This is a genomic window from Shewanella gelidimarina (genome assembly GCF_023283945.1).
GTDB classification, from domain to species: domain Bacteria; phylum Pseudomonadota; class Gammaproteobacteria; order Enterobacterales; family Shewanellaceae; genus Shewanella; species Shewanella gelidimarina.
The window spans coordinates 149,019-171,408 of sequence record NZ_JAKIKW010000005.1; the positions used below are offsets into that span (position 1 = coordinate 149,019).

Genomic DNA, 22,390 nt, shown 5'->3' on the forward strand with positions numbered 1-22,390 from the left:
TTAATCTGCATGTTACTTTAATGAAAACCCAGTGTTTTTAGTCTTTACCTTACTACTGAATAGTCAGTTTAGACTGGCTATCTTTACCACCGTAACTGCAAGTAATCGTCGTAATTCCTGTAATGTTTAAGGCGATAATTGTCTGATACGTGCCGTCATTGCTACCAATAACCGCTAATCTCGTATCGCTTGAACTATAACTTGCGAGGCCCGTAACGAACTTTTCAGCTTGCTCAATGCCATTAATTGCAGTTCTTGCAGAGCAGAGATAGTTAAGCGACCCGCCTTTAGCCAATATTGCCGATGGCGCAGGCTGGATACTGACCGACAACACTTCCTCATTAGTCACAGTGACATTAACGGACGTCGCCGTTAAGCTTTGGTAATTAGCATTTATTTTAGTCGTTCCCACTTTTTTAGCTAAAGCGATACCATTCTTTTTCCCGATAGCAACAAGCTTGTTATCACTACTTGACCAATTACCCGCATTGTCTTTTGTAAGCTCTGCAGTGCAGCCATTCGGCCAGAGCCCGAAAAGGGTGTACTGCATTTCGGTATTTAAGCTGATTATTGCATTCTCTGGTCGAATATAGATAGTATCAGGCTTCTTATTACCACAACTTGCCCCCACGGTAAGGCTAGTTGAGGTACTGACACCTTTAAATGTTGCCTGGATTCTTGTGCCCCCAGCCGATACTCCTGTTGCGATACCGGCGTTGCTATAATTTTGTATTGAGGCGATGCTAGTATCCATGCTTTTCCAGCTGGTATCTTTGGTGACATTAACTTCACTACCATCACTATATAAAGCCTTGGCTTGATACTGTAGCGTCGAGCCCAGCGAAATGGTTTCGTCTAACGGTGTGATACTAATCGAGTCCAAAGTCGCTGGGATGATCACCAAGTTGGCATTAGCGCTGAGGTTATCATAATCCGCTTTGACGATGGCATTACCTGTTGTGCTCCCCTCAACAGTAACAAACAGCTCTTCTTGGTCGATAATTTCAATGTCGGCAGTCCCTGAACTGCTCTTAATTACATCATTAGTGACGTTCTCGGTAGTGCCGTCTGACAGACGGGCGATGACAGTCAAGTCTAAGGTCGTATGTACAGCCATTTCATAGTAACTAGGCGTGATTGCTAACGCGGTGGCGACTGCATTAGTGACTGTGAGTCCTTGGCTATTCTCTTTGCCTCCGAAATAGATATTTACATTAGTAACGCCAATATTCACACCATATACTAAGCCTTTGATCACGACGGCTACCGCAGTATCATCGACTTTCCATGTGGCATCTCGAGTAATATCGACCACACTTTCATCATTATAGGTCGCAAAGGCCGTAAAATTTTTGGTCGTTCCTTTCGGAAATATCGCATCATCTTCGACCACTATTTCGATTGAAACCAACTCCTTCTCTTTAACGCTAATGGTCGCAGTATTACTTGTTAGTCCCTCAAAATTAGCACTAATCGTCGTCATACCGATACCAACAGCCCTAGCAAAACCAGCATTTTCGCCAGTGGGCAGGATATTAACAATACTTGTATCTACAGAAGACCAAGCCACTAGATGAGTGATGTTTTTAATCGTATTATCCCCATAATACAAGGTGGCAGTGTAGCGACCTAAGGTTCCTTGCGGCACATCAATATTTACGGGCGTGATCTCAATAATTGGCAAGATTAGCGGGGCAGCTGAAACATGTAAGAACTCTCTTTCACTGGTCACCCCTTGATAAACGGTTGTAAGCTCAGCGGTCCCACTCCCTACCGCCGTCATCATGTTATTTGCATCGAAAGTGGCAACATTTGGGCTTAAGCTCTGTATTTGAGAATAAGCAGTGACGTCTTTAAGGGACAAATCATCATAGATAGCACTGACTTTATACTGCTCAGTTTGACCCATTATATAACTTTTATTATTAGGCGTAATTTGGACATTATCGAGAATTTTACTGGCCACTGTAATTTGAGCACTATTGCTAATAACAGTATTCAATACAGCAGTAATATTCGCTATGCCGGGGCTTATAGCATGAGCAAAGCCACCATTATCACCAATGGGAGTAATATTCACGATATCAGTGTTATCAGAAAGCCAAGTAGCCCGCGTGGTAACATCTCCACTTGATCCGTTTGAATAATAGGCCGTTGCAATAAACTGTTGTTGAGCGTCAATCGCAACATTTGCTATTGCGGGTGTGACTTGAATAGCGGTTAGTGTTAGCGGTGTAACATTTAGTACAGCTTCATTGCTCACAATATCGCCAACACGGGCAGTTATAATTGTTGTACCTTCACCAATCGCAGTCGCTAAGGCATTGGTAACCCCTGTAACCTGAATGGTGGCAACATCTATATTTGAACTTTGCCACAATCCATTACTTGGCAAATTATGAAATGAACCATCGCTAAATTTACAGATGGCTTGGTAGTTAATCCTATCACCTATATCTGTTGAGCTAATAACAGGGTTTATATAAATATCGCTCAATACGGCTGCTGTTACCCTAGCATTCGTTTTGGCTGATAACCCCTCAATTGTTGCGGTTATTTCACTCACCCCAACCTTATCAGCACTCGCAGAACCTCCGCTCACTCCACTAGCGGTTATCTGTACGATATCAGTATTGCTTGAGGTCCAAGTTGCACTCTGAGTCACATTTGCAGCATAACCATCGGTGTAATAAACCGTAGCAACAAATTGACTCACTGTGCCTAGCGGCTTACTTGGATTAAGCGGGGTGATCTGTAAACTACTTGGCGTAGCATCTGTGATAGTTAGTGACGCACTAGCACTTAACCCTTGATAAGTTCCCGTGATAACGGTTTGCCACTCTTGATAGGTCGTCGCAAGCCCTTGTGAATCTATCGTAGCTGCTAAGGGGTCTAATGACAGCCAATCACTTATATTAGTCACTTCACGACTAGTACGGTCAGAAAATAGGGCGAATAACCGATACTGTTGAGTCAAACCTGCTGCGACGGTTTTGGATACTGGTGTGATGCTTACACTTTCTAATACAGCTGCCGTAACAGTGGTGATATTCGTCGCGATTTCACCTTTAAAACTGGCTGTGACGGTATCAACACCTTCACTAATTCCCAGTACGGCCCCAGCGTTTTCATTAGTATTGTCTACCGAGGCAATGTCGCCATTTTCGACACTCCAAGCTGCCTGTTGGCTTACATCATGACTTAGGCCGTCGGTATAAAATGCGAATGCTTGTAACTGCCCCTTATGACCAACTGATATGTTTTGCTCAGCTGGTATCACCTTAATAAATTCAAGTACACCATCAGACACAGACAGCGATGCCGTTGCTTGCATGTCGGAATATGAGGCTGTAATTGTCACCTCATTTTCAGACTTAATATGGGCACTTGCCAGTGCTGAGCTATCAATAGATGCCACACGGGGTTCACTACTCTGATAACTCGCAAACGTGGTTAAATCGTGGTTTGTGCCATCAGTGAACACACCAAACACTTGATACTGTTGCGTAGTGCCAGCAGGTACAGATACTTGAGGTGGGGTTAACGATAATGACTCAAGTACCGCCGCTGTGACAGTAATCCTGGTATTAGCACTCTGGCCATCAAAGCTAACCGTAAGTTGAGTTGAACCTTGAGCTAGCGCTTCAGCGTAACCGCCTAAATCGCCAGTAGGCACTACAGTCACCACGGAGTAGTCGTCAACGACCCAATATGCCGTATCCGTAACATCTGAAGTGGTATTATCGGAATAATAGGCTATTGCACTAAATTGCCCTTCTATGCCCACTGGCACCTCTGGTGATAGCGGTGCTATTTGTAGCTTAGTGACCACGGCATCACTAACAGTAAGTGAGGTCGATTTGGTTATGTCCTGATAAGTGACAGAGATGTCAGTGACGCCAACATTAAACGCATTCGCTTGACCTGACTTACCTCCACGAAACCCGACAGCGGCAATACTCGGATCGCTACTCGACCACGCGCTAAGCTCGGTAATGTTTCGCTTACTACCATCAGAATAAAAGGCATGTGCTTGGTAGTTAATAACGGTACCCGCTGGCGTTTTCTCATCATGTGGGCTAAGGCTAATCGCTCTGAGTTCCGCCGCGGTGACTTCAACATTAGTACTCGCAGTCATCGATAATAATGTCGCACTCACTGTGGTCTCACCAGGAATGAGCGCAATGCTATCGCCACCAAAAATGCCTGAACCGACGATACTCCCAATTTTACTGTCAGCAATACTCCATGAGACTTCACGAGTCACATTGATAACACTACCGTCGGAAAAGTAAGCGTCGGCATGGTAAACACCCATTTTACCCACCGGAAATTTACCATTATTGGGACTGATGACTAAATTGCTAAGAGTCGCTTGATTAACGGTTAATGCAGCACTATCACTGAGCGTTACGCCATCATGCACGATTGTTGCTTTAACTTGCGTATCCCCCATAGCCGCAGCGGTTAGCCAAGCACTCGCATCTATACTGGCTATATCCGTATCAGATACAAGCCAAGTTGCCCAGGAGGTAACATCAACCACTTCATTGTTTACCGTGGTCAAATGGGCACTATATTGCGTTGCCGCTCCAACCGACATCACCAAACTGGCTGGAGTAATGACTAATTTTTCGGGGGCTGAGTTGATCACGGTGAGCTGGGCGACAATACTGCGGCCATTATATTCTGCAGAAATAACAGCAAGGCCATGAGCAAGCCCAGTGGCAACAACATTAGCACCATCGACACTCATGGTCGCAATACTCGGATGGTCTGATGTCCAGTTAACACGCTCAGTGATATTTAACTGAACGCCATTGGGTAATATGGCAAACGCTTGATAGGGCTGCACCATGCCGGTAAGAATACTGGCTTGACTAGGGATAATGCCAAAAGTGACAGCACCAACAGAGAGCACAGCGGTATCATTAAGCCCTCGATAAGTTGCGGCAATAATCGTTACACCGTTAGCTAATCCAGTGGCGACAACTGAGCTATCATCTTGATCAATAACCGCAATAGCAGTGTCTTCAACACTCCATGAGACGAGCTCTGTGATATCCGCTTCACTGCCATCAGTTAACGTCGCTACCGCCTGATATGCTTGTGTATCCCCAAGGAGTATGGCGGATTTGTTTGGAGTAATGGTAAAGGCACTGATACACGGGTCATCGCTGCCGCCGCAATCAGCGGTAGGAAAGCCTGAGTTACTGCCATCACCACAAGCCGACAGCAAGATAAGTAACAGTGATGCAATATATAATTTAATCACAGATAATAGTTTCATTATTATTGCTCCTGCTGTTGCATGACTTCGGGAATCGTGAGTTGTGGCAGCAATATTTGAACGTGGCGATTCAAATGTCTATGCTCTTCTGTCAAGTTATCTGTGACTGGGTTTTGATCACCAAAATGCTCACTAACAATCTGTTTATCATTGACGCCTTGAGCAATCAAATATTGATAGACACTCGTGGTTCGTCGCTCAGAGAGGGCTAAGTTATATGCACTACTTCCTTTGGAATCAGAGTATCCACGTAAAATAACCTGTGCTTGCGAATATCTTGTTAAACGTTCAACGATGACTTGCAATGGCTCGCTCGAGTGTAATTCACTGCTATCAAAGTCAAACAGATAAGGGAACGTTATCTGTTCCAATACGATCGGAGGCGTGGCCACCACGGCGGCTGTGACTTTTGTGTCATTGACGCCAGTTTCAGTCATTGGGGACTCTGTCATTGGCGCCGCTCTAGTTCGGCCAAACTGATAACTTATTCCGATAGCCGTAACATGGGCATTGGTGCCACCTAAGATGTCATTACCTAACTGATGAAAATATTGATATTCAAACCGGGCTTGCCATGAATCCGTTAGCTGATAACTTATTCCTGCACCTAAGCTAGGCGCCCAGTCATTTTCAGATACGGTTGAGAATGGCCCTGAGTTTTCACCATGCCAGTTGAACGCACCCACCTTCGCAAAAATAGATAAGTCCTCGAGCAGTTCAATAGATCCCAGTGCTGACAAATTCAAACCTTGCATGGTTCCTTGATACTTTTGTGCTACAGCCCCCTCTAAATAAGTGGCATTCGCTTCCCCTAAATCAAGATAAGCAGCTTCAAAAGCAAAATTGTTATTTATCTGATAACCAGCAAAAAAACCTGCGGCGTTACTGTTTCGATCACAATCTAGGCTCCAAGATTCACATCCATGCTGATAATAGTTAAACCCTAACTCTGCACCTAGATAAAAATATGCAGGGGATAACTCAGTTTTAAGTGAGGAGTTGTTTTCAACTGATGAATTTGCGCTGCGGTCTTCAGAAGCTGCAGTGAAACCGCTAGCAAAAAGTGCGACAGGCAGAAAAATCATCAACAAGCAGTGAGAGCACCCCTTAAGAATTGTAATCATTGCGTTGCACCCTGGTAACATGTAAGCGGTTAGTTAACATAGAGTATACACAAGAGTTGTATAAAAAAAAGTCAGGCTAGGTAACTCGTCTCATTGATAATAATTAACTTAAAAAGGAGGTAAAACAGTAATAAACACTGCTTAGTATGAAAGTACTAGCTGATATTTTCCCCTTCATTTTTCGAAAATAGCCCATCTGCACTCCTTGAAAACGAACCTCACTTTGATTCAGCAACCAACCATAATAAGAGTCGTCACTCGTTATACGAACGGCATAGCCACCGAGAACGACTTAAAGCTATACACTGACCCGATGAGTGCAAACAAACAGTCCCCCTTTATGACCCTATCAAAGCGATTCCAGCTAATGAGAGTGAAAACTTAAAAACAACAGGTATTCGTTCGAACCTAGATGATATTTGAGTAGGTACGGTCCCACATTTTAACCAACGTGATCTTAAGCAAATTGAGCACGCTGAAGGCAAGCGTAAGATAGTACTTATCTTCCGTTGGTACTTGGGGCATTCGAGCGGGGGCAAAACTCAGATGAAGCGGCTCGCAAAATGGATTACCAGATCAGGGCGGGTCCAGTATTAGCCGCATTCAACCAATGAACTAAAGGCAGCAATTTAGATAACTCCTTTTGAAAACAAGCAAGACCGTAATGCCGTCGACGTGGATAAGCACCTAATGTATGGCCATGCGGATCTCAACCGAGCAAACAACTTAACCTCGTAAAGCGTTAAGCTGCCAACACAGTTGCTACGCTGGAAACCAACACCGCAAATGCCACAACAGCCTCTACGCTGGTATTAAGTGAAACGCTTAGCTAATACTAAAATAGTGCTTACAACAGCTTAGCTCACCAAATAAAAGCAAATTATCTAGCCACTGCTACAATTAATCTAAGTTATCGCCCCTATTTAGCGCTAACAAGGCTATTTATAATAGGGACCTAAATATATTGAAAACACTGAGTTTCAATCAACTTCAAGTTAGGGTGTTTACGCTCATCGTCGTATTATTCACTGCGGTGATCCTCAGCTATCGCATTTTCATTCAGATCCCACAACTTGAAACCACCATGCTCAAGCTGTCTGAACGAGAGTTAAATAGCTTGGTTTTTGCTATTAATCGAATTAATAAACCCATGGTCACCCTAAATTACGATTATGCCGTTTGGGATGAGACCTATGAATTTGTGCAGCAACCTAATTCGCCACACAGTCAGCGTTACTTAATTGAGAACTATCTCAATGATACATTCATCAGATTAGAAATTGACGGTGTATTTATTTTCAACAACCAATCCAAGCTTTTATACTCAAAAGGTTACCACCATAAAAACAAACAAGAACTCCGTTTTAACTTGCATAACTTTGAGGATGCCCCTGAAAATAGGGTGTTAATCGACACCCCCTATAATGGCAAAAAAGTTATCCCTAAAACGGGCGTTATTTCCACCCAATCAGGGGCGGCATTCTACAGTTCTACCCCTATTTTACTTTCTGACAAAAGTTTAGCTTCTAATGGTTTTCTGGTATTTATCCGTCTCATTAACCAAGAGCTAATAGATGAAGTATCACTGTTTACAGCAACGCCAGTGCTTATGACGCCAGTCAGCAGTAATATAGAAATTGACGGGATCAAAGATTGGAACGCAGCAGTGAAGCTGACCCAAATAGCCCCTTTCACCCACAGGTTAATCCGCAATACTAACGGGGAACCGATCCTCAAAATCACCTTGTATCATACCAATAGCCAAACTCCCTCCATTTGGGGCGTTGGTATGCTCAGCTTAGTGCTTGCGATGATAGTACTGGTAATCACAGTCTATCTGCTGCTTGCAGGGTTCATTATTGGCCCAATTCAACGCCTTGCAAAACACGTAAAAGCCATGGACAAGAAGCAACGTTACAAAGAACTGCCTAAAAACTACATTATTACGGAGTTAAGAAAGATATCATTTCACTTCAATGCACTTATGAGCACAGTGCAGAGGCAAAATACATTATTGAGTCAGCAAGTCTATGTTGATGAGTTAACGCAAATTTCTAATCGACGCGCATTTGAATTGCACTTAGAAGCTCAGATTCAATTATTAAGACGGCAGAACATTGGCTTCACACTGATATTGGCTGATATCGATTATTTTAAAAGATATAACGACACATTAGGGCACGTCGCGGGTGATGAAGCACTTAAAACCGTGGCCGCTTTATTGGACCAACATTTTCAACGTGCTGAGGATATGTGCGCACGCTTTGGCGGAGAAGAATTTATAATGCTCTACAGTGATATTCCATTCGCTCCGCTTGAACGTAAGCTAGCAAGCATTTTAGAGTCACTGCAAACCTTAGCCTTACCTCATCCAAGCTCAGATGTGGCAGATTATATCACTGTGAGCTTTGGGGTATGCCAAGTCTTACCAGCGCCAGTAGAATCATATTGTGCAGAGACCTTTATTAGCGGAAAACGGATCACTGAAATGGCAGACAAAGCGCTTTACCAAGCCAAGAAAAGTGGAAGGAACCAGTATTATAAAGTGACCATTACAGCTAATAATGATAACTAATACTGGCCGCACCATAGTTAGTATCGGGTATCTGCCCTTCATATTGCTGACTCCCTCGAAGCGTAGAGAATAAAATCCCCCAACTTCCCCAGCGCATGGCAAATCCCATGCTAAGCTGACCTTGTTCATGGATGAGTTCCACTGAGTGGCTATCTTTAAAAGTATTACCATCGATGGTGATGTCATTCAGCACGTAACGACCGTAAGCTGACATAAACAACATCCAGTTAAAACCTCGATCAGACATATAGGCATAAGGGTTGGCGCTATGAGATGCAGTAGGGTTAATACTGGCGTAGGTTTCATCAAGCCCACTGCCGACTCTAAACGTTAATCCAAAGCCCGCATCGCTGCGTAAATTACCGATTCCGGCCTGAGTGTAAAAGCTCACGTCAGTTGCCACACTGTTTGATAGTGCTAATTGAGCAAAACGATATAAATACTCAGATTGGACACGAAAAACAGGCTCATTATCAATTTGATTGTCCCACCCTTGTGGATCTTTAGCACCAATCATACCGTGGATGATGCTTTGCGTTTGTTCCGCTAATGAAGCAGGGCCAACCACACCGACATCAAGCAGTAAACTGGTCGCAACATTATCCTCAAACTGGCGTAATTTGACCTGCCAAAGTAGTACTCCAGCGTACGGTCTATCATCAGGGATGAGTTGGCTGTCTTCTAAGTCTGATGGGGTAAACATCCCCTGTAAAATGGCATAGCTTAAAGTGTATTGACCTCTATCAGCTTGGTTAATATAGGTCCAATCGCTAGTCCACCGCACCCAATCTGGCATATCGATATCGTCAAAATTAGCGATAGGCGCCTTTCCCCAGGCATAACCCACACCGTTGCTGTAGCCGTCATCAGTGGGTTCTAGCACACCGAAAGCATCATTTTCAAAGATGAATTGTCCCCAGCTGTTTTGACGAAGGTCATCTTCGGCAGCCATAGCTGAGCAGGTCAAAAAGGAAAGCATAAAAACAATAAAGGATGGAATAAGTCTTAGCACATGATTTACAGATTGAATGAGGACGTAAAAGTATTATAGATGACGATGGTTAAAGCTGGAAATGAATAAACAGCATTGCATGTTATTAATCTCAAAAATGGAAAAATTGATACATTTAGAAATGGATATATCGAGAGGAAAATTAGATATGAGTCAATACCTCATCTTTCTTAAATCAAATTCCTTCATTTGTAAGCTCAACATCAATCTCGCAATCAAGCGGTGATGGATCCAGTTTTCACATCGATTGAGTATTAATTTTTACTGCTTATTTCTCAGAGCCAAACGACTTCATCGCAACCAAATGACTTTTGATTAATTTATTTAGAACATAAATCTGTCTACTGGTTTTATCGCCGCTTTTACCTATTAAGCAGAAAATAAAGGCACCGAAGTGCCTTTATTGAATGACTTGAATGCATCAATTAATACTTAACTCACTTTGCACTGATCTCTATTCGATGCAGTCGCTTGCTTGGCAGTAAGGGCGTCTGTTGCTGGGCAGCATACTCGGTAAAACCAGCCCGATAAAAGTCTGATAAAGGATGGCCTGACTGCCCCCCGGGAATCGCTAACACTCCATTGGCTTCATCACCCGGCTGCACGATAAAGCGTTGAGAAGCGCCAAAAGATGCGCCTTGAACAGCGGGCATATAGCTATCACCAAATCCGGTGACGGTGGGCATATCTAACAGCGTGCTTAATATCGGGATCTGTTTCGAAAATGGGTGCTGTATCTTTAGCTCGTTAACACTCCCCCATGCTAAGTCATCCATATTGTCATCTTGACTATGTTTGGCCAACAGTTGTTGTTTACTCTCTTGATATATATTGAGCATATACTCTGACCAACTTGAGTATTTTGTTGGCAACCAAAATTTTGGTTGTGCGTTGATTAATTGCCACATGGCAGGCTCTAGGTCGCGTTTAACTGGCGATAAACTTAGTGAAGAAAGAGCCAACTGAGTTTCGAGAGGGGCAAAGGTAGTATCTATAAGCTGTTGTCTGTATTGCCTGACTAAGGTGTAACCCACAGAGTCACTACAAGCACAGGCTTTCCAATTGTTTAGATAAGCAATATCTTTAGCGAAACGCTGGGGCTGAGTACTTAACACCGTGATTAGCTGTTGCTGCCAAGGCTGTAAGAATCGTGCTTCATTATCCAACTGTAATTGGTAAAAATCATCGACAGTAAAGTCTTTTCCCGCAAAGAGTCGATCTCGAATTTGCGTACTACGAGCACCAAGAGCGTAACCTCCATTGCCTAATGCTTTGTGTTGCTTGGTCGACACCACACGCGAGTTTCCAGACCACAACCGATGAGTATCAGGATTAATAACCTCAGGTAAAGCCACTTGATCTATAAGCCAGTTATCAGCTTGATAGTCAGACTCGGCTATTGCTACCTCACTTGGATTAGTTCTTGATGGAAAAGCGCCAGCGGGCTTCCATGCTGCGTTACCGGCGGTATCAACTAGCATCATATTTTGCACCGGAATGCCAATATTACTAGCAATGGCGATACCTTGTTGCACATCTTTGATGCTATCGAGTTCAACGAGTGACATATCGACAGCGTAATCCTGATGTCCTACCCAAGAGAGTGCATAACGCTTTTCAGACACCCGCTTTACCGGGCCAAATCGAGACATCGGGATCTTATAATCCACTGATGAATCAGGCAGTCTTATCTCTTCATCTTCAAAGGTCAGTTCGGTATCATCATCAATTTCAATCCAGTCCGCAGTATCAATATAGGCATTGGTAAACCCCCATGCCACATGGCCATTACTACCAACCACAATCGCTGGAGCGCCTGGAAGTGAAACCCCAGTAATACTAATATCTTCACCGTTATGCTGATAATTAAGCTGAGCGCGATACCAAATGATAGGCACAGCAAAAGACAGGTGCATATCATCGGATAACATAGCATTGCCATTTTGGGTCAACTCGCCTGTAACGGCCCAGTTGTTACTGCCGATATCTAGCGGTACAGCAATCTCTTTTGGCAGTGCCTGACTGATATATAATGGCGAAAGCAGAGGGATAGAGGGTGGCGCTAAGCTGATTAGGCTGCCATCGAGTGGCGCCTGATATTGGCTGGGTTGAATAATAAACGCCACCATTTCAGCGCCAAATATCGACTGTATATAGGTAAGCGTCAAATCCCGTTTAATCGTATTTCCTTGCAGATCAAGGTACATACTGTAGATCACCAGTAAACTATCCGCTGGCTCCCATGGACGAGGCTTTGCGCCTGTCACCAGATACTCGAAAGCATTCATAGATTTAGCAGCAACGGCGTCATTCACGCCTTGAGCATAGGTATTTAAGATCTTTAAGTGCGCCTCTGGCAACGTTTTTAAAATATTATTCGCGCGCTTTCTTAATTGGTGAAAACGGTGACGCTTGTCTAACTCAAGTGCCTTTGCTCCAAAGATTTCTGATAGTTCTCCAGCAGAATTACGTCTTAAGAGGTCCATTTGAAAAAAACGATCTTGCCCATGAGCATAGCCTAAGCCGTAAGCAGCATCTTGGCGATGACTGGCCGTGACCACTGCAGTACCTAAACGGTCTCTTTCAATACTGACATTATCACTTACGGCATCACTTTCTATGGATGCATCCAGCTTTGGTAAGCTCATAAAGAGTAATAGATAAACGACTACGGCGGCGATAAACACGATAGAAAGCAAACCAACGGCTGCTATTTTTATTATTTTTTTCATTACGTTCCTGTAGTGACGTTTAATTAACACTCCTATGCATACCCAAACGGCTTAAAGCTGCTCTTTTCAGACGTTATGGTATATACCATCATAAACTGGGTTACGAAATTGTTAAACAAGCATTTGAAATTAAGAGCTGTAGATCTTTCACGGTTGTTTTTGCCGCCGTCTATTGGCTATTTTGACAAGGCGGAGGCGATGTCGTTTAGTCATTCTCCACAAATAGCCTACAACACCGTAAAAATAGCCAAGAAGCGCGGCCCGTCGGGTTCGTTTCAATGCTTACCATTTGTTATTACAAGAGTGCGTTAGCAGTCTTGTTTAATTTATTCAGCATCATAGCTAAAGCCTTGAACTAGAATCATTATTCCCTACGGTAAAGAATTGAACAAAAACCAAGCTCGAAAGATCAACAGCCTCTAGCCTAACGACCTATTTAAAAACGAATAAATAGCGGTATTTATCGCTCGATATGGCAGAATTGTCTACAAGGGCAAACAGTAAAGATGACGAATGGCAAAACCAAATAAGAAAGGACCGACACAAACCGTTGAGATATTCTGCGCTAAGTGTCGAGTGCTATTATATAAGTACCGAAAAGGGGGCAAAGGTGCATTAGTAAAATGCTTCAAAGAGCGTATTGTGACCGATTATACCAACGCACCCTGTACATGCCCTCAATGCGGACAAGTGTTTGCCAGAGACACCCTCGTCCGCGGCGCCCCAGCCTATAAATTTGTTGGCGGTAAGGTCACCATGAAATAGCCGATGTTGAGATAACAATATCACCCGATAGTCGCGACATACTGTTATAATAAAAGACGGTGGCTGTGCCATCACGCCGCCTTTAACTGCAATAAGCAACATCACAACAGATAACTGAGACTCACCATGCCGTTTTCAAAGCTTGGATTAAGCAATCCAATCGTTACCGCTGTAACCGAACAAGGTTACACCACCCCAACCCCAATCCAAGCTAAGAGTATTCCGGTGATCTTAAGCGGCCGAAATCTGATTGCAGCTGCGCAAACAGGTACCGGTAAAACCGCAAGCTTCGTATTACCGATATTGCAAATACTCAGCCAATCGCAAACTCAGCGCAAAAAACGTATTAGAGCGTTAATCCTCACTCCGACCCGCGAGCTGGCTGTGCAGGTTGAAGCGAATATTGCTCAGTACGGTAAACACCTAGACCTTACTTCAATGGCGATGTATGGCGGCGTAGATGCCGAACCACAACGACAGGGCTTGTTAGAAGGCGTAGACATACTGGTCGCGACACCGGGTCGCTTACTTGATATGTATACCCAACGGGCAATTCATTTTGATGAACTAGAAATTTTAGTACTCGATGAAGCCGATAGAATGCTCGATATGGGCTTTATCGAAGACATCGACAAGATCATGGATAAGTTGCCAACAGACAGACAAAGTCTGCTGTTCTCAGCCACGCTGTCCCATCAAGTTAAGGCACTGGCGAAAACCACTGTCGACAGACCCGTTGAAATATCTGTCATCGCCAATACAGATTCCAAGCCCAAAATTGAACAATGGCTCATCACTGTTGATAAAGATAAAAAATCAGCATTATTAAGCCACTTAATTAAAGAAAATGATTGGCAGCAAGCGCTGATCTTTATCGAAACCAAGCAAGGCGCTGCAAAACTCGTTAGCCAACTCGAAAAGCGAGGCATTACTGCCGAGTGTATCCATGGCGGCCGAAGCCAAGAGGTTCGAGAAAAAATATTGGCCGACTTTAAAGCCGGCAACATTGGATTACTCGTCGCCACTGGCGTTGCAGCCCGTGGTCTAGACATTGATGAATTACCTTTGGTGATTAACTATGATCTGCCCTATCCAGCCGATGACTACATTCACCGTATTGGCCGTACAGGTCGAGCTGGGGCCAATGGCCAAGCGGTATCTTTGGTTTCGAGAGATGATTTCAAAAACTTATGCATGATTGAAAGTCGACTGGGTCAGCTAATAGAGCGCAGAGAAATTGAGGGATTTACTCCTCAAAAAGATGTGCCAATATCGGTATTGAATTTCAAACCGAAGTTCAAAACAATGACTGAAAAAAGTAAAGATACGGCAAAACGCGAACCTAAACGTAGCGTAAATACTGCAGCAGATAAAAAGCGTACCGGCCAACAGGATTCAAAAAGCAAAGCGAATAAAGACGCTAATAAGTTACCGCTGAACCCTTGGAACGTTTAAAAATTGCTCTCGGGATAGTTGATCTTTAACAGGTTGACTATTCTGCTGTATTTTAAACGCAGCAAAACGGGTTGCTTACAACACTTAAAAATATAACCATTATTAAACAATAAGATAGACACACTGTCTTTTGAATGGGTTTAACTCAGATTGGCTTAGTACTTTAACTGCTGCGTTACAGACCTCATTGCGCTAATAGTATTCACTCAAATAAAATAGAAAGACGCATCCCGCTAATATTGTTACGCTAGTTTTCAATAAGTTAATATTAAAATCAATTAACGAGTTCAACTTAGAGAGAAGGCTCTTGATAGGATCACGTTAGCTCTCTTTATTAAAGTCATTGTTTAACCACTGACACGTTACACTTAAGTGATAAAATCAATAAAAGGCATTTATGATTGTAAGTCCAGAACCACTAAAAAAACGCAAGTTAGCTATCCCATTATTAATGGCGACTTTGGCGATTATTGCACTTTTAAGCTTCATTTATTATCCACACAATGAGCAAGTGGCTTTAGACAATGGCGCCATTATTATACTCCCAGTAAAAATAACTCAGAGTGCCACCAACCCTCTTTGGCAACAATATGCCCATCAAGAAAGTCTCATTGCTCAACTCCATAATTCTAATGCCTTTCCTGTTCTACAAGTTGAAGATGTCATCAACTTTGTACTTCAAAGCTCAAGCTTTATTGAAGACAGCCGCCCTTTGCAGGTAACCAAGTTACTCACCTTATCGGGTGCCTCTTTAGTGGTGGAATCCATCATTACTGAACACAATAACCGTTACCAACTAGAGTTCAACTTATATAGTCCTAGCCAGCACCAAAATGGCAGCATACAAGCCGACAATATTGAATCACTGTATCTTGATTTAGCTAAGCTTATTAATAATAAAACCCAAGCTAAAGCTAATACAAACAGCATTGAAAGCCGAACATACTTTAATAATCCGCTACTTATTTTAGCCCTTAAACAACTGCAATACAGTGAAACCACTGCTGCGAGTGAAACTCTTGATACTTTATTAAGTTCAGATCCTGGCAATCTCATCGCCCAAAGACAAACAGCAGAAATACTGCTCAAGCAGCAAGAATTTGTAGCGGCAAACAACATCGTATCGGCAGCGTTAACACAAGCAGAATCAACCGGTAACCGCCGTGAGTCAGCTCGGTTAGGGTTAACGTTGGCAAAAGGCTATATTGAGCAGGGGGAACTAGCCCGCGCACTATCGACCCTATCTCAGAGCCGAAGGAATGCGGCAAATTCACAAGACTGGCTCTATCTTGCTTATGTCGCTGCCTGGGCAGGACATGTAAATCAACGCCTGGGCCGCTATGCCGCCGCTAAACAGCAATATCAGCTGTCAGTTGACTATCATCAAATGGTCGGTTATCAACCAGGCCAAGTTATTGGTTTGAATAACTTGGCCCAACTGGCGCTGCTGCAGCATAACTACTCACAAGCCTATAAAAGTATTCAACGTTCAGTAGCGATTGTTACTCAAAAAGACCTTATTGATTTAAAGCCTGAAACCATGGCATTACTGACTAAAGTAGAGAACAAACGCCAAGGTATTAGGTAACGTTTTAGCTCAATCTCAATGATGATTAAAAAGGTTCATCGCACTGCGGCTCATGGCCCGAACGCCGGTATTGATCGTCAGTGGATAATCGGGTGCAAATTGACTCGAATGTAATGAAGGTAATGTGGATCCCTTATCCAAACTTATTTGGTACGAGTCTGGATCCACAGCGCCTAGCCAGAAGAGGGTGATGGGACGCTTTTCAGCGGTAAGACCATATAAGCCAAAATCTTCTCCGGCCATTACAGGCTCGGACTTGAGCACATTTTCAACGCCAAGTTCTTGCTCAATACTCGCTTGTACATTGGCAGCCAGTGTGGGGTCATTATAGGTAGAGGGAATTCTTTCCTCTTCATGGACATACACTTCTGGCATTAGCTCATCTGGTAAGCCCGCACTGATAGCAATCCCTCTGGTAAGGCGTTTGAGCGCTTCTATTTGCTGCAAGCGTACATCTGGATTATATGACCGCAGTGTTAACTGCAGCCTCACTTCGTCTGAAATAATATTGTGTTTCGAGCCGCCATGAATAGAACCCACGGTGATCACATTTGGCTCAAGCGGTGAGATCTCTCGACTCGAAATGGTTTGCAGTGCCAGCACCATTCTAGAGGCTAACACTACAGGATCTTTGGTTGCATGGGGATAAGCGCCGTGTCCGCCCTTGCCCTTTACTTTTATATCAACTGAATCAACATTAGCCAAAGCATACCCAGGAGCAATTCCCACCTTTCCGGCTGGGATCCCCGCGCTAACATGCAAGCCGATGATATAATCAGGCGTGGGAAATTGAGTAAAAAGGCCCTGTTTAAGCATCGCTTTTGCGCCACCACCCACCTCTTCTGCGGGTTGTGCCACCATCATTAAGGTGCCTTTCCAGTCAGCTTTATTAGCCACCAGCTGCTCCGCGGTGCCAATCAGACTGGTCATATGAATATCGTGCCCACAGCCGTGCATAATGCCTACCGTGTTATTACTCGCATCTTTAGTCGTCACTATCGAAGCGTATGGCTTACCCGTCTCTTCTATGATGGGCAGTCCGTCGGTATCGGCCCTTATCATGACCGTCGGCCCATCTCCATTTTTATATATCCCAACAACGCCATATCCACCGAATTGCTCAGTCACTTCAAACCCCAGCGTGGCGAGTTCTTTTGCCATGCGGGCACTGGTGGCTTTTTCTTCGAAGGACAGCTCTGGATGTTGATGTAGATGCAGATACAACGCCTCAAGTTTCGGCATCGCTTTATCAACAGAGTCACTCAAGCTGGCAGCTACGGCGTTACCACTTAATGCCACTGTGAACAACAAGCATAAGCTAAGTGCAATGGGGGTTTTCGAAGAGATTGTCATAACGATGCTATCCATTTCAAACGGTTATTTAAAGGTTAAGCTAACATAGGGATTATTAAAGTGCGAAATCAAAACAGAGCGAAAACCAATCCCAATATAAAACACACCGCACAACTCATTTAGGCAGATGAAAACAAAATGGTAAGGAATTTGGCTAAAATGATAACGCTCGTAGCGTTTTAATTAATAAAAATGCAGCCATAAGGCTGCATTTTTATCGGGTTAATTTACGGCTACAAACGGTAAGTTAACGACAACTTGGCGTTACGTTCTTCCCCTGGCATTCCGCCTAAGAACATCGCTTTACTGTAATACTCTTCGTTAAAGAGGTTATTAACATTGAGCTGTATTTTCCATTGTTCTACATCATAGCTAATAGCAGAGTCCAGCACGGTGTAACTCGGCACATAACCATCAGGGATCCCAAATGAATCAGAGTTAGTGCTGCGGTCATCAACGTATTTAGCACCTAAACTGATGTTGACTGGGCTTTCTAGTGTGAACCAATCTGCTCCATAGGTTACCCACGCACTCGCTGTTACATAAGGAACACCTTTCTGACGTGTATCGAAACTGCTTCTGTTAGGGTCTTTTTTATCTCGGGCATCCTGGTAAACACCATTGATGTTTACCATCCATTGCTCACTAATGTGTGCATTTAAATCAAGTTCAACACCCGTTGTTTCCTCTTTACCATCATAAAAACTTTGAGATACACCAGGTGCTGATACACCCTCTTCATAGTCAGGGTTACTGTACTGTAAGTTAGTCCGCGCGCTCTTAAAGAACACTAACGACATCAGCATTTGATCTTCAAACGCTTTGTATCTAATTCCCAAGTCATCACTAACCGATTCAGAATCCGCTCGATCGTCTCCCGTCCCGTCTATCCCACCGAGTATGCTATATGCAGTACGCCCCTTTGAGTGGTTTACAAAGAAAGACAAGTCATCCGTAGGCATGTAAGTCACCCCTAAATTGTAAGTGACGCCGTTATCGGTTGTGTCAGCTTCAGCTCTAGGTTCGGCTTTACTTGCTGAATAACGTGGGTCTACCCCCAAATGTTGGTAAGACTGTGTTATCTCATTGAATGCCACACCAATACGAGTGGTAAAACCATAACCTAAATAGCCAACATGCTGCAGACCTACGCCCCAAGCATTAACCTTCTTAGTATAATTACTGGTCATCAAAGGATCATGATCTTCAAAGCTCCCTTTCGCCCAGTTTGGATTACGAATATCATAAATATAAGGCAGAGCACCCTGATAAATAGTGTCACCTGCTTTGTTCTTAATCGCTTTATCAGCATCATATATTGAATATTGTTTAACAGTGATATCTCTATCTTCAAAGTTAGCATTAACTAATAATTCATTTTCCATATTGCCAATTTCGAAATCATAACGAAGATCGGCAAAATATTGCCAAGACGTTTCATCGGCTTCTACTTTACGATATTCCTGGCGACGCCCTGCAAATGGATATAACACGCCATTTTCGACGAGTGGCGCCCGTGGATCTTCATTTATCTTGCCGCGTCGATCCCAATAAACATAGTTATATGCACCTGTTTGACGAGCAAAACCCGAGGTATAGTCACGGTATTGTAATTGTTGATTTAGAAAGAGATTATCGTTTAAATAGATATTGTGGGTTAACTTAAAGCGTAGCTCTTCGCCTTCATTATCTTTTGCCATTGGAGAGATAATTCCCGCATGACCAAAAGCATAAGGGGTTTGGCCGTCACTACTGGAAAGCGAATCCGCTAGCTGTTGGCGCTGCGCATCCGTTAATTGAAGCCCTGCATTATTTGGATCGTTAATCAAGTCCTCCCAACTAACCTCACCAGCGCCCTTACCGCCTACAGAATCTGCATTAAAGATACGTATGGGGTGACCAATAGAATCAACAGCAATAGCATCTTTAATATAAGTAGCTGATAACATAAGATCTTGGCTATCACTCATGATATATTTTAAAGAAGTGTAAACCTCATCTCTATCAGTACCAATCTCACGGAAACCATCACTACGAGCACTTTTAGCCACAACTCGATAGGCTAAGTTGTCGGTGATCCCACCGGTACTGTCTACAGAAAATGCATAGGTGTCCCATTGACCCACTTCAGCAGTAAACTCATTTGAAGACTCAAATTGTGGTTTTTTCTCTATAAGGTTAATCACCCCCCCCGCGCTGCCCATGCCATAAAGCCCAGTCGCAGGCCCTTTTAAGACCTCTACCGATTCAACATTGGTCAATGAGCGAGTAGGATTAAATGAATTACCCAGTCCAGCACCACCATACATACCATCATAGGTGTAATTAGCGCCTAGACCACGGATCACTAAATTATCACCGATACCATAGTTATTACCTGCTTGAGTAACACCACTAATATTACGTATCAAATCCTGTAGATTATCCACACCTTGTGCTTGAATCAGCTCTTCATCAACAATAACGACTGCCGCAGGCGTTTCCATGAGTGACATATTAGACTTTGTTGCGAGGCCCGAGTTCATCACAACTTGGTTTTGTCTGCCATAGACCGTTATCCGCTCAATGTTACTGTTCGCTTCAACGGTTTCTGCTGCATAAATTGTTGTCGGTAAAAATGTGGATGCACATGCAATTGCTAATATGGAATAACGAAAACCTTTCATCTCAAACCCTACTTAAGTATTATGCGGCGAGATGATAACCATTCTCATTAACATTAACATTAACATTGCAACCAGCATTTAAACAACTAATACAAAGGAGATTTGTTTGTGATTGTTTTTGCTCGATTTTATATGAAAAACTTACAAAGTAAATTGCGATAAAATCTATATGCAGCAATAAGATAGGTGACTTGAATCACATATTCAAAATGTAACCAGCCAAAGCCAGTTTCACTCCTTACAAGTAGCATGAACAATAATCAAGCAGAATAGATAGAGAGTATTAACAAACTTAAAGAGTCAAAAATCACTGCTTTATATTGCTAGAAAGCCTCGCTGAATGTTCGGTTAACAGCTCACATTTCGGTTATAACATTGATAGTCAGTCCACAAATCAACTATCAATGTTTATGGTTATAGGGGCCTATCTCCAAACACACTATTTATCGTTATTGTCATATCGCGTCCTGCGCATAAGAACAACTAACGATATAACAAGCAGTGCCCACCAAGATGTGCTTCCCGCATAATCGCTATCAGCCTCAATATAGTCATTATCCCAATCGGTACTTTCCAGCGGTAAGGCGTAGAGACTATCAAAATCATTTGAGCTTACTGTCGCCACAATATCACCGTAGCCTACTTCATAGAGATCGATAAGCACGTCGTAATGATCTGGAGTAAATCCCACATCCAACGTGGTTAAGACCTCAAAGTCATCATTGGTGGCATCACCAACAATACTGAATATGTCGGTGGTGTAATAATGCTCCCAAGGACCACCATTGCGGCTAAGATAAAGCTCCGCAAACACATCCGCTCTTTCATTGAGGTATACCCCATTAACGTCCGCATCAAAGGTCACGCTAAAGGTCTGGTAAAAACCATCAACGTCATTATCAACAAACAAGCGGCTGTAAGCATCGTAAATATAGAAATCTCGATAGATGCCATTGGCAAATAAGGCGGGTGATGCTGTCGCTTGGCGCTTGATGATGGCCTTCTGCGCTTTATCGATATGCGTTTGGATCACTTGCTCCCTGCTCATTGGGCTTAGTAAACTTCGGCTCACCTGCAAGCGTTGCGCTGATAATAACTCTCGCTGAGCTGCTGATAATTGATGGCTCTGATCTGAGTAGGTTGTGAATGCCTTATCCTGCATATATCCCGTAGATATACTGCTAGCTTGGTTACGTTCTTGTGCTACTGCGCCCATCGGCAATAAACACGCACTCAGAAACAGCGGCAATAGCTTGGTTAGGGTTTTTAATTGTTTCATCATCACCTCTAGCGATTCATTTGGTTGAGGTCATTAGAGGCCAACTCAAATGAACACAAGCTGAACGTCAAAAATCAGCGAGTTAACGGCTCCCCCCCATTGGGCTATTCAGGTTGGGTTCATCTTAAAAACGATATATCTAACAACCTAAACGCGCTCTCGATGCAGGAATGATGACTAATCTAGCGGGATCTTTTAAACTGGTAACATCTCAACCCTTTGGTGCTCTTAATGAAAGCTGTTCTACTGTTGATATTAATACCGCTACTGACGCTAGGCTCCTTACCCGCCTATGCTGGCGGGCATTACGCCACTATTTCGTTAGCCTCCATGGCGATGGCGACTAATAATGGGGCCAAATCACTTAAAGTGAAAAGTTCACAACAAGCAGCACAATTAGTTAAAAGCCAGTATCCAGGAAAGATCCTCAAAGTTCAGTCTGCTCGTGTTAATGGTAATCCAGGTTATCGAGTCAAGTTGCTTTCAAAAGATGGGGTGGTTTTTTACGTCACCGTTGATGCCAAAACAGGCCGTGTGCGTCGTAACTAACT

12 protein-coding genes and 1 pseudogene are annotated in these 22,390 nt (G+C 43.4%); 6 read left to right on the top strand and 7 right to left on the bottom strand.

Annotated features, from left to right (window positions below):
• Window positions 1-52: 52 nt before the first annotated feature.
• Window positions 53-5,290, bottom strand: a complete 5,238-nt coding sequence (locus L2729_RS06650) for an Ig-like domain-containing protein (protein ID WP_248987563.1) — start codon at window positions 5,288-5,290, stop codon at window positions 53-55.
• A gap of 2 nt (window positions 5,291-5,292) precedes the next feature.
• Window positions 5,293-6,414 (bottom strand): OmpA family protein, encoded by a 1,122-nt coding sequence (locus tag L2729_RS06655; RefSeq protein ID WP_248987564.1) that lies wholly within the window; start codon window positions 6,412-6,414, stop codon window positions 5,293-5,295.
• 441 nt (window positions 6,415-6,855) lie between these two features.
• On the opposite strand from L2729_RS06655, the pseudogene L2729_RS21775 reads away from it, so the two are divergent.
• Both L2729_RS21775 and L2729_RS06665 read left to right on the top strand, forming a co-directional pair.
• Window positions 6,856-7,011, top strand: a pseudogene (locus L2729_RS21775) (hypothetical protein); the annotation flags it as partial.
• 367 nt (window positions 7,012-7,378) lie between these two features.
• Entirely contained in the window at window positions 7,379-8,989 is a 1,611-nt protein-coding gene (locus L2729_RS06665) for a sensor domain-containing diguanylate cyclase (RefSeq protein WP_248987565.1), read from the top strand.
• On the opposite strand, the gene L2729_RS06670 is transcribed toward L2729_RS06665, so the two are convergent.
• Entirely contained in the window at window positions 8,973-9,941 is a 969-nt protein-coding gene (locus L2729_RS06670; RefSeq protein WP_248987566.1) for a lipid A deacylase LpxR family protein, read from the bottom strand. The genes L2729_RS06665 and L2729_RS06670 overlap by 17 nt on opposite strands.
• 497 nt (window positions 9,942-10,438) lie before the next feature.
• Window positions 10,439-12,733 carry a penicillin acylase family protein gene (locus L2729_RS06675; protein ID WP_248987567.1) on the bottom strand — a complete coding sequence of 765 codons (2,295 nt, stop codon included), beginning with the start codon at window positions 12,731-12,733 and terminating at the stop codon, window positions 10,439-10,441.
• Between the two features lie 513 nt (window positions 12,734-13,246).
• On the opposite strand from L2729_RS06675, the gene L2729_RS06680 reads away from it, so the two are divergent.
• From L2729_RS06680 to L2729_RS06690, 3 genes are all read left to right on the top strand, one after another.
• Entirely contained in the window at window positions 13,247-13,498 is a 252-nt protein-coding gene (locus L2729_RS06680; protein ID WP_101092692.1) for a hypothetical protein, read from the top strand.
• Window positions 13,499-13,624: 126 nt separating this feature from the next.
• Window positions 13,625-14,953 carry a DEAD/DEAH box helicase gene (locus L2729_RS06685; RefSeq protein ID WP_248987568.1) on the top strand — a complete coding sequence of 443 codons (1,329 nt, stop codon included), beginning with the start codon at window positions 13,625-13,627 and terminating at the stop codon, window positions 14,951-14,953.
• A 397-nt stretch (window positions 14,954-15,350) separates the two neighbouring features.
• On the top strand, window positions 15,351-16,541 hold the full coding sequence (locus L2729_RS06690) for a tetratricopeptide repeat protein (protein WP_248987569.1): 1,191 nt from the start codon (window positions 15,351-15,353) through the stop codon (window positions 16,539-16,541).
• 15 nt (window positions 16,542-16,556) lie between these two features.
• Here the strand turns inward: L2729_RS06690 and L2729_RS06695 are convergent, their stop codons facing one another.
• From L2729_RS06695 to L2729_RS06705, 3 genes are all read right to left on the bottom strand, one after another.
• A complete protein-coding gene (locus L2729_RS06695) occupies window positions 16,557-17,894 on the bottom strand; it encodes a M20 metallopeptidase family protein (protein ID WP_248987570.1) in 1,338 nt (445 codons plus the stop codon).
• A 233-nt stretch (window positions 17,895-18,127) separates the two neighbouring features.
• The gene (locus L2729_RS06700; RefSeq protein WP_248987571.1) at window positions 18,128-20,560 is read right to left on the bottom strand and encodes a TonB-dependent receptor; all 2,433 of its coding nucleotides are present in this window, start codon (window positions 20,558-20,560) and stop codon (window positions 18,128-18,130) included.
• A gap of 439 nt (window positions 20,561-20,999) precedes the next feature.
• Window positions 21,000-21,839 (bottom strand): choice-of-anchor H family protein, encoded by an 840-nt coding sequence (locus tag L2729_RS06705; RefSeq protein ID WP_248987572.1) that lies wholly within the window; start codon window positions 21,837-21,839, stop codon window positions 21,000-21,002.
• 231 nt (window positions 21,840-22,070) lie between these two features.
• Between L2729_RS06705 and L2729_RS06710 the strand changes: the two genes are divergently transcribed.
• Window positions 22,071-22,388, top strand: coding sequence for a PepSY domain-containing protein (locus L2729_RS06710; protein ID WP_346347757.1), 318 nt, complete (start codon window positions 22,071-22,073; stop codon window positions 22,386-22,388).
• Window positions 22,389-22,390 lie beyond the last annotated feature (2 nt).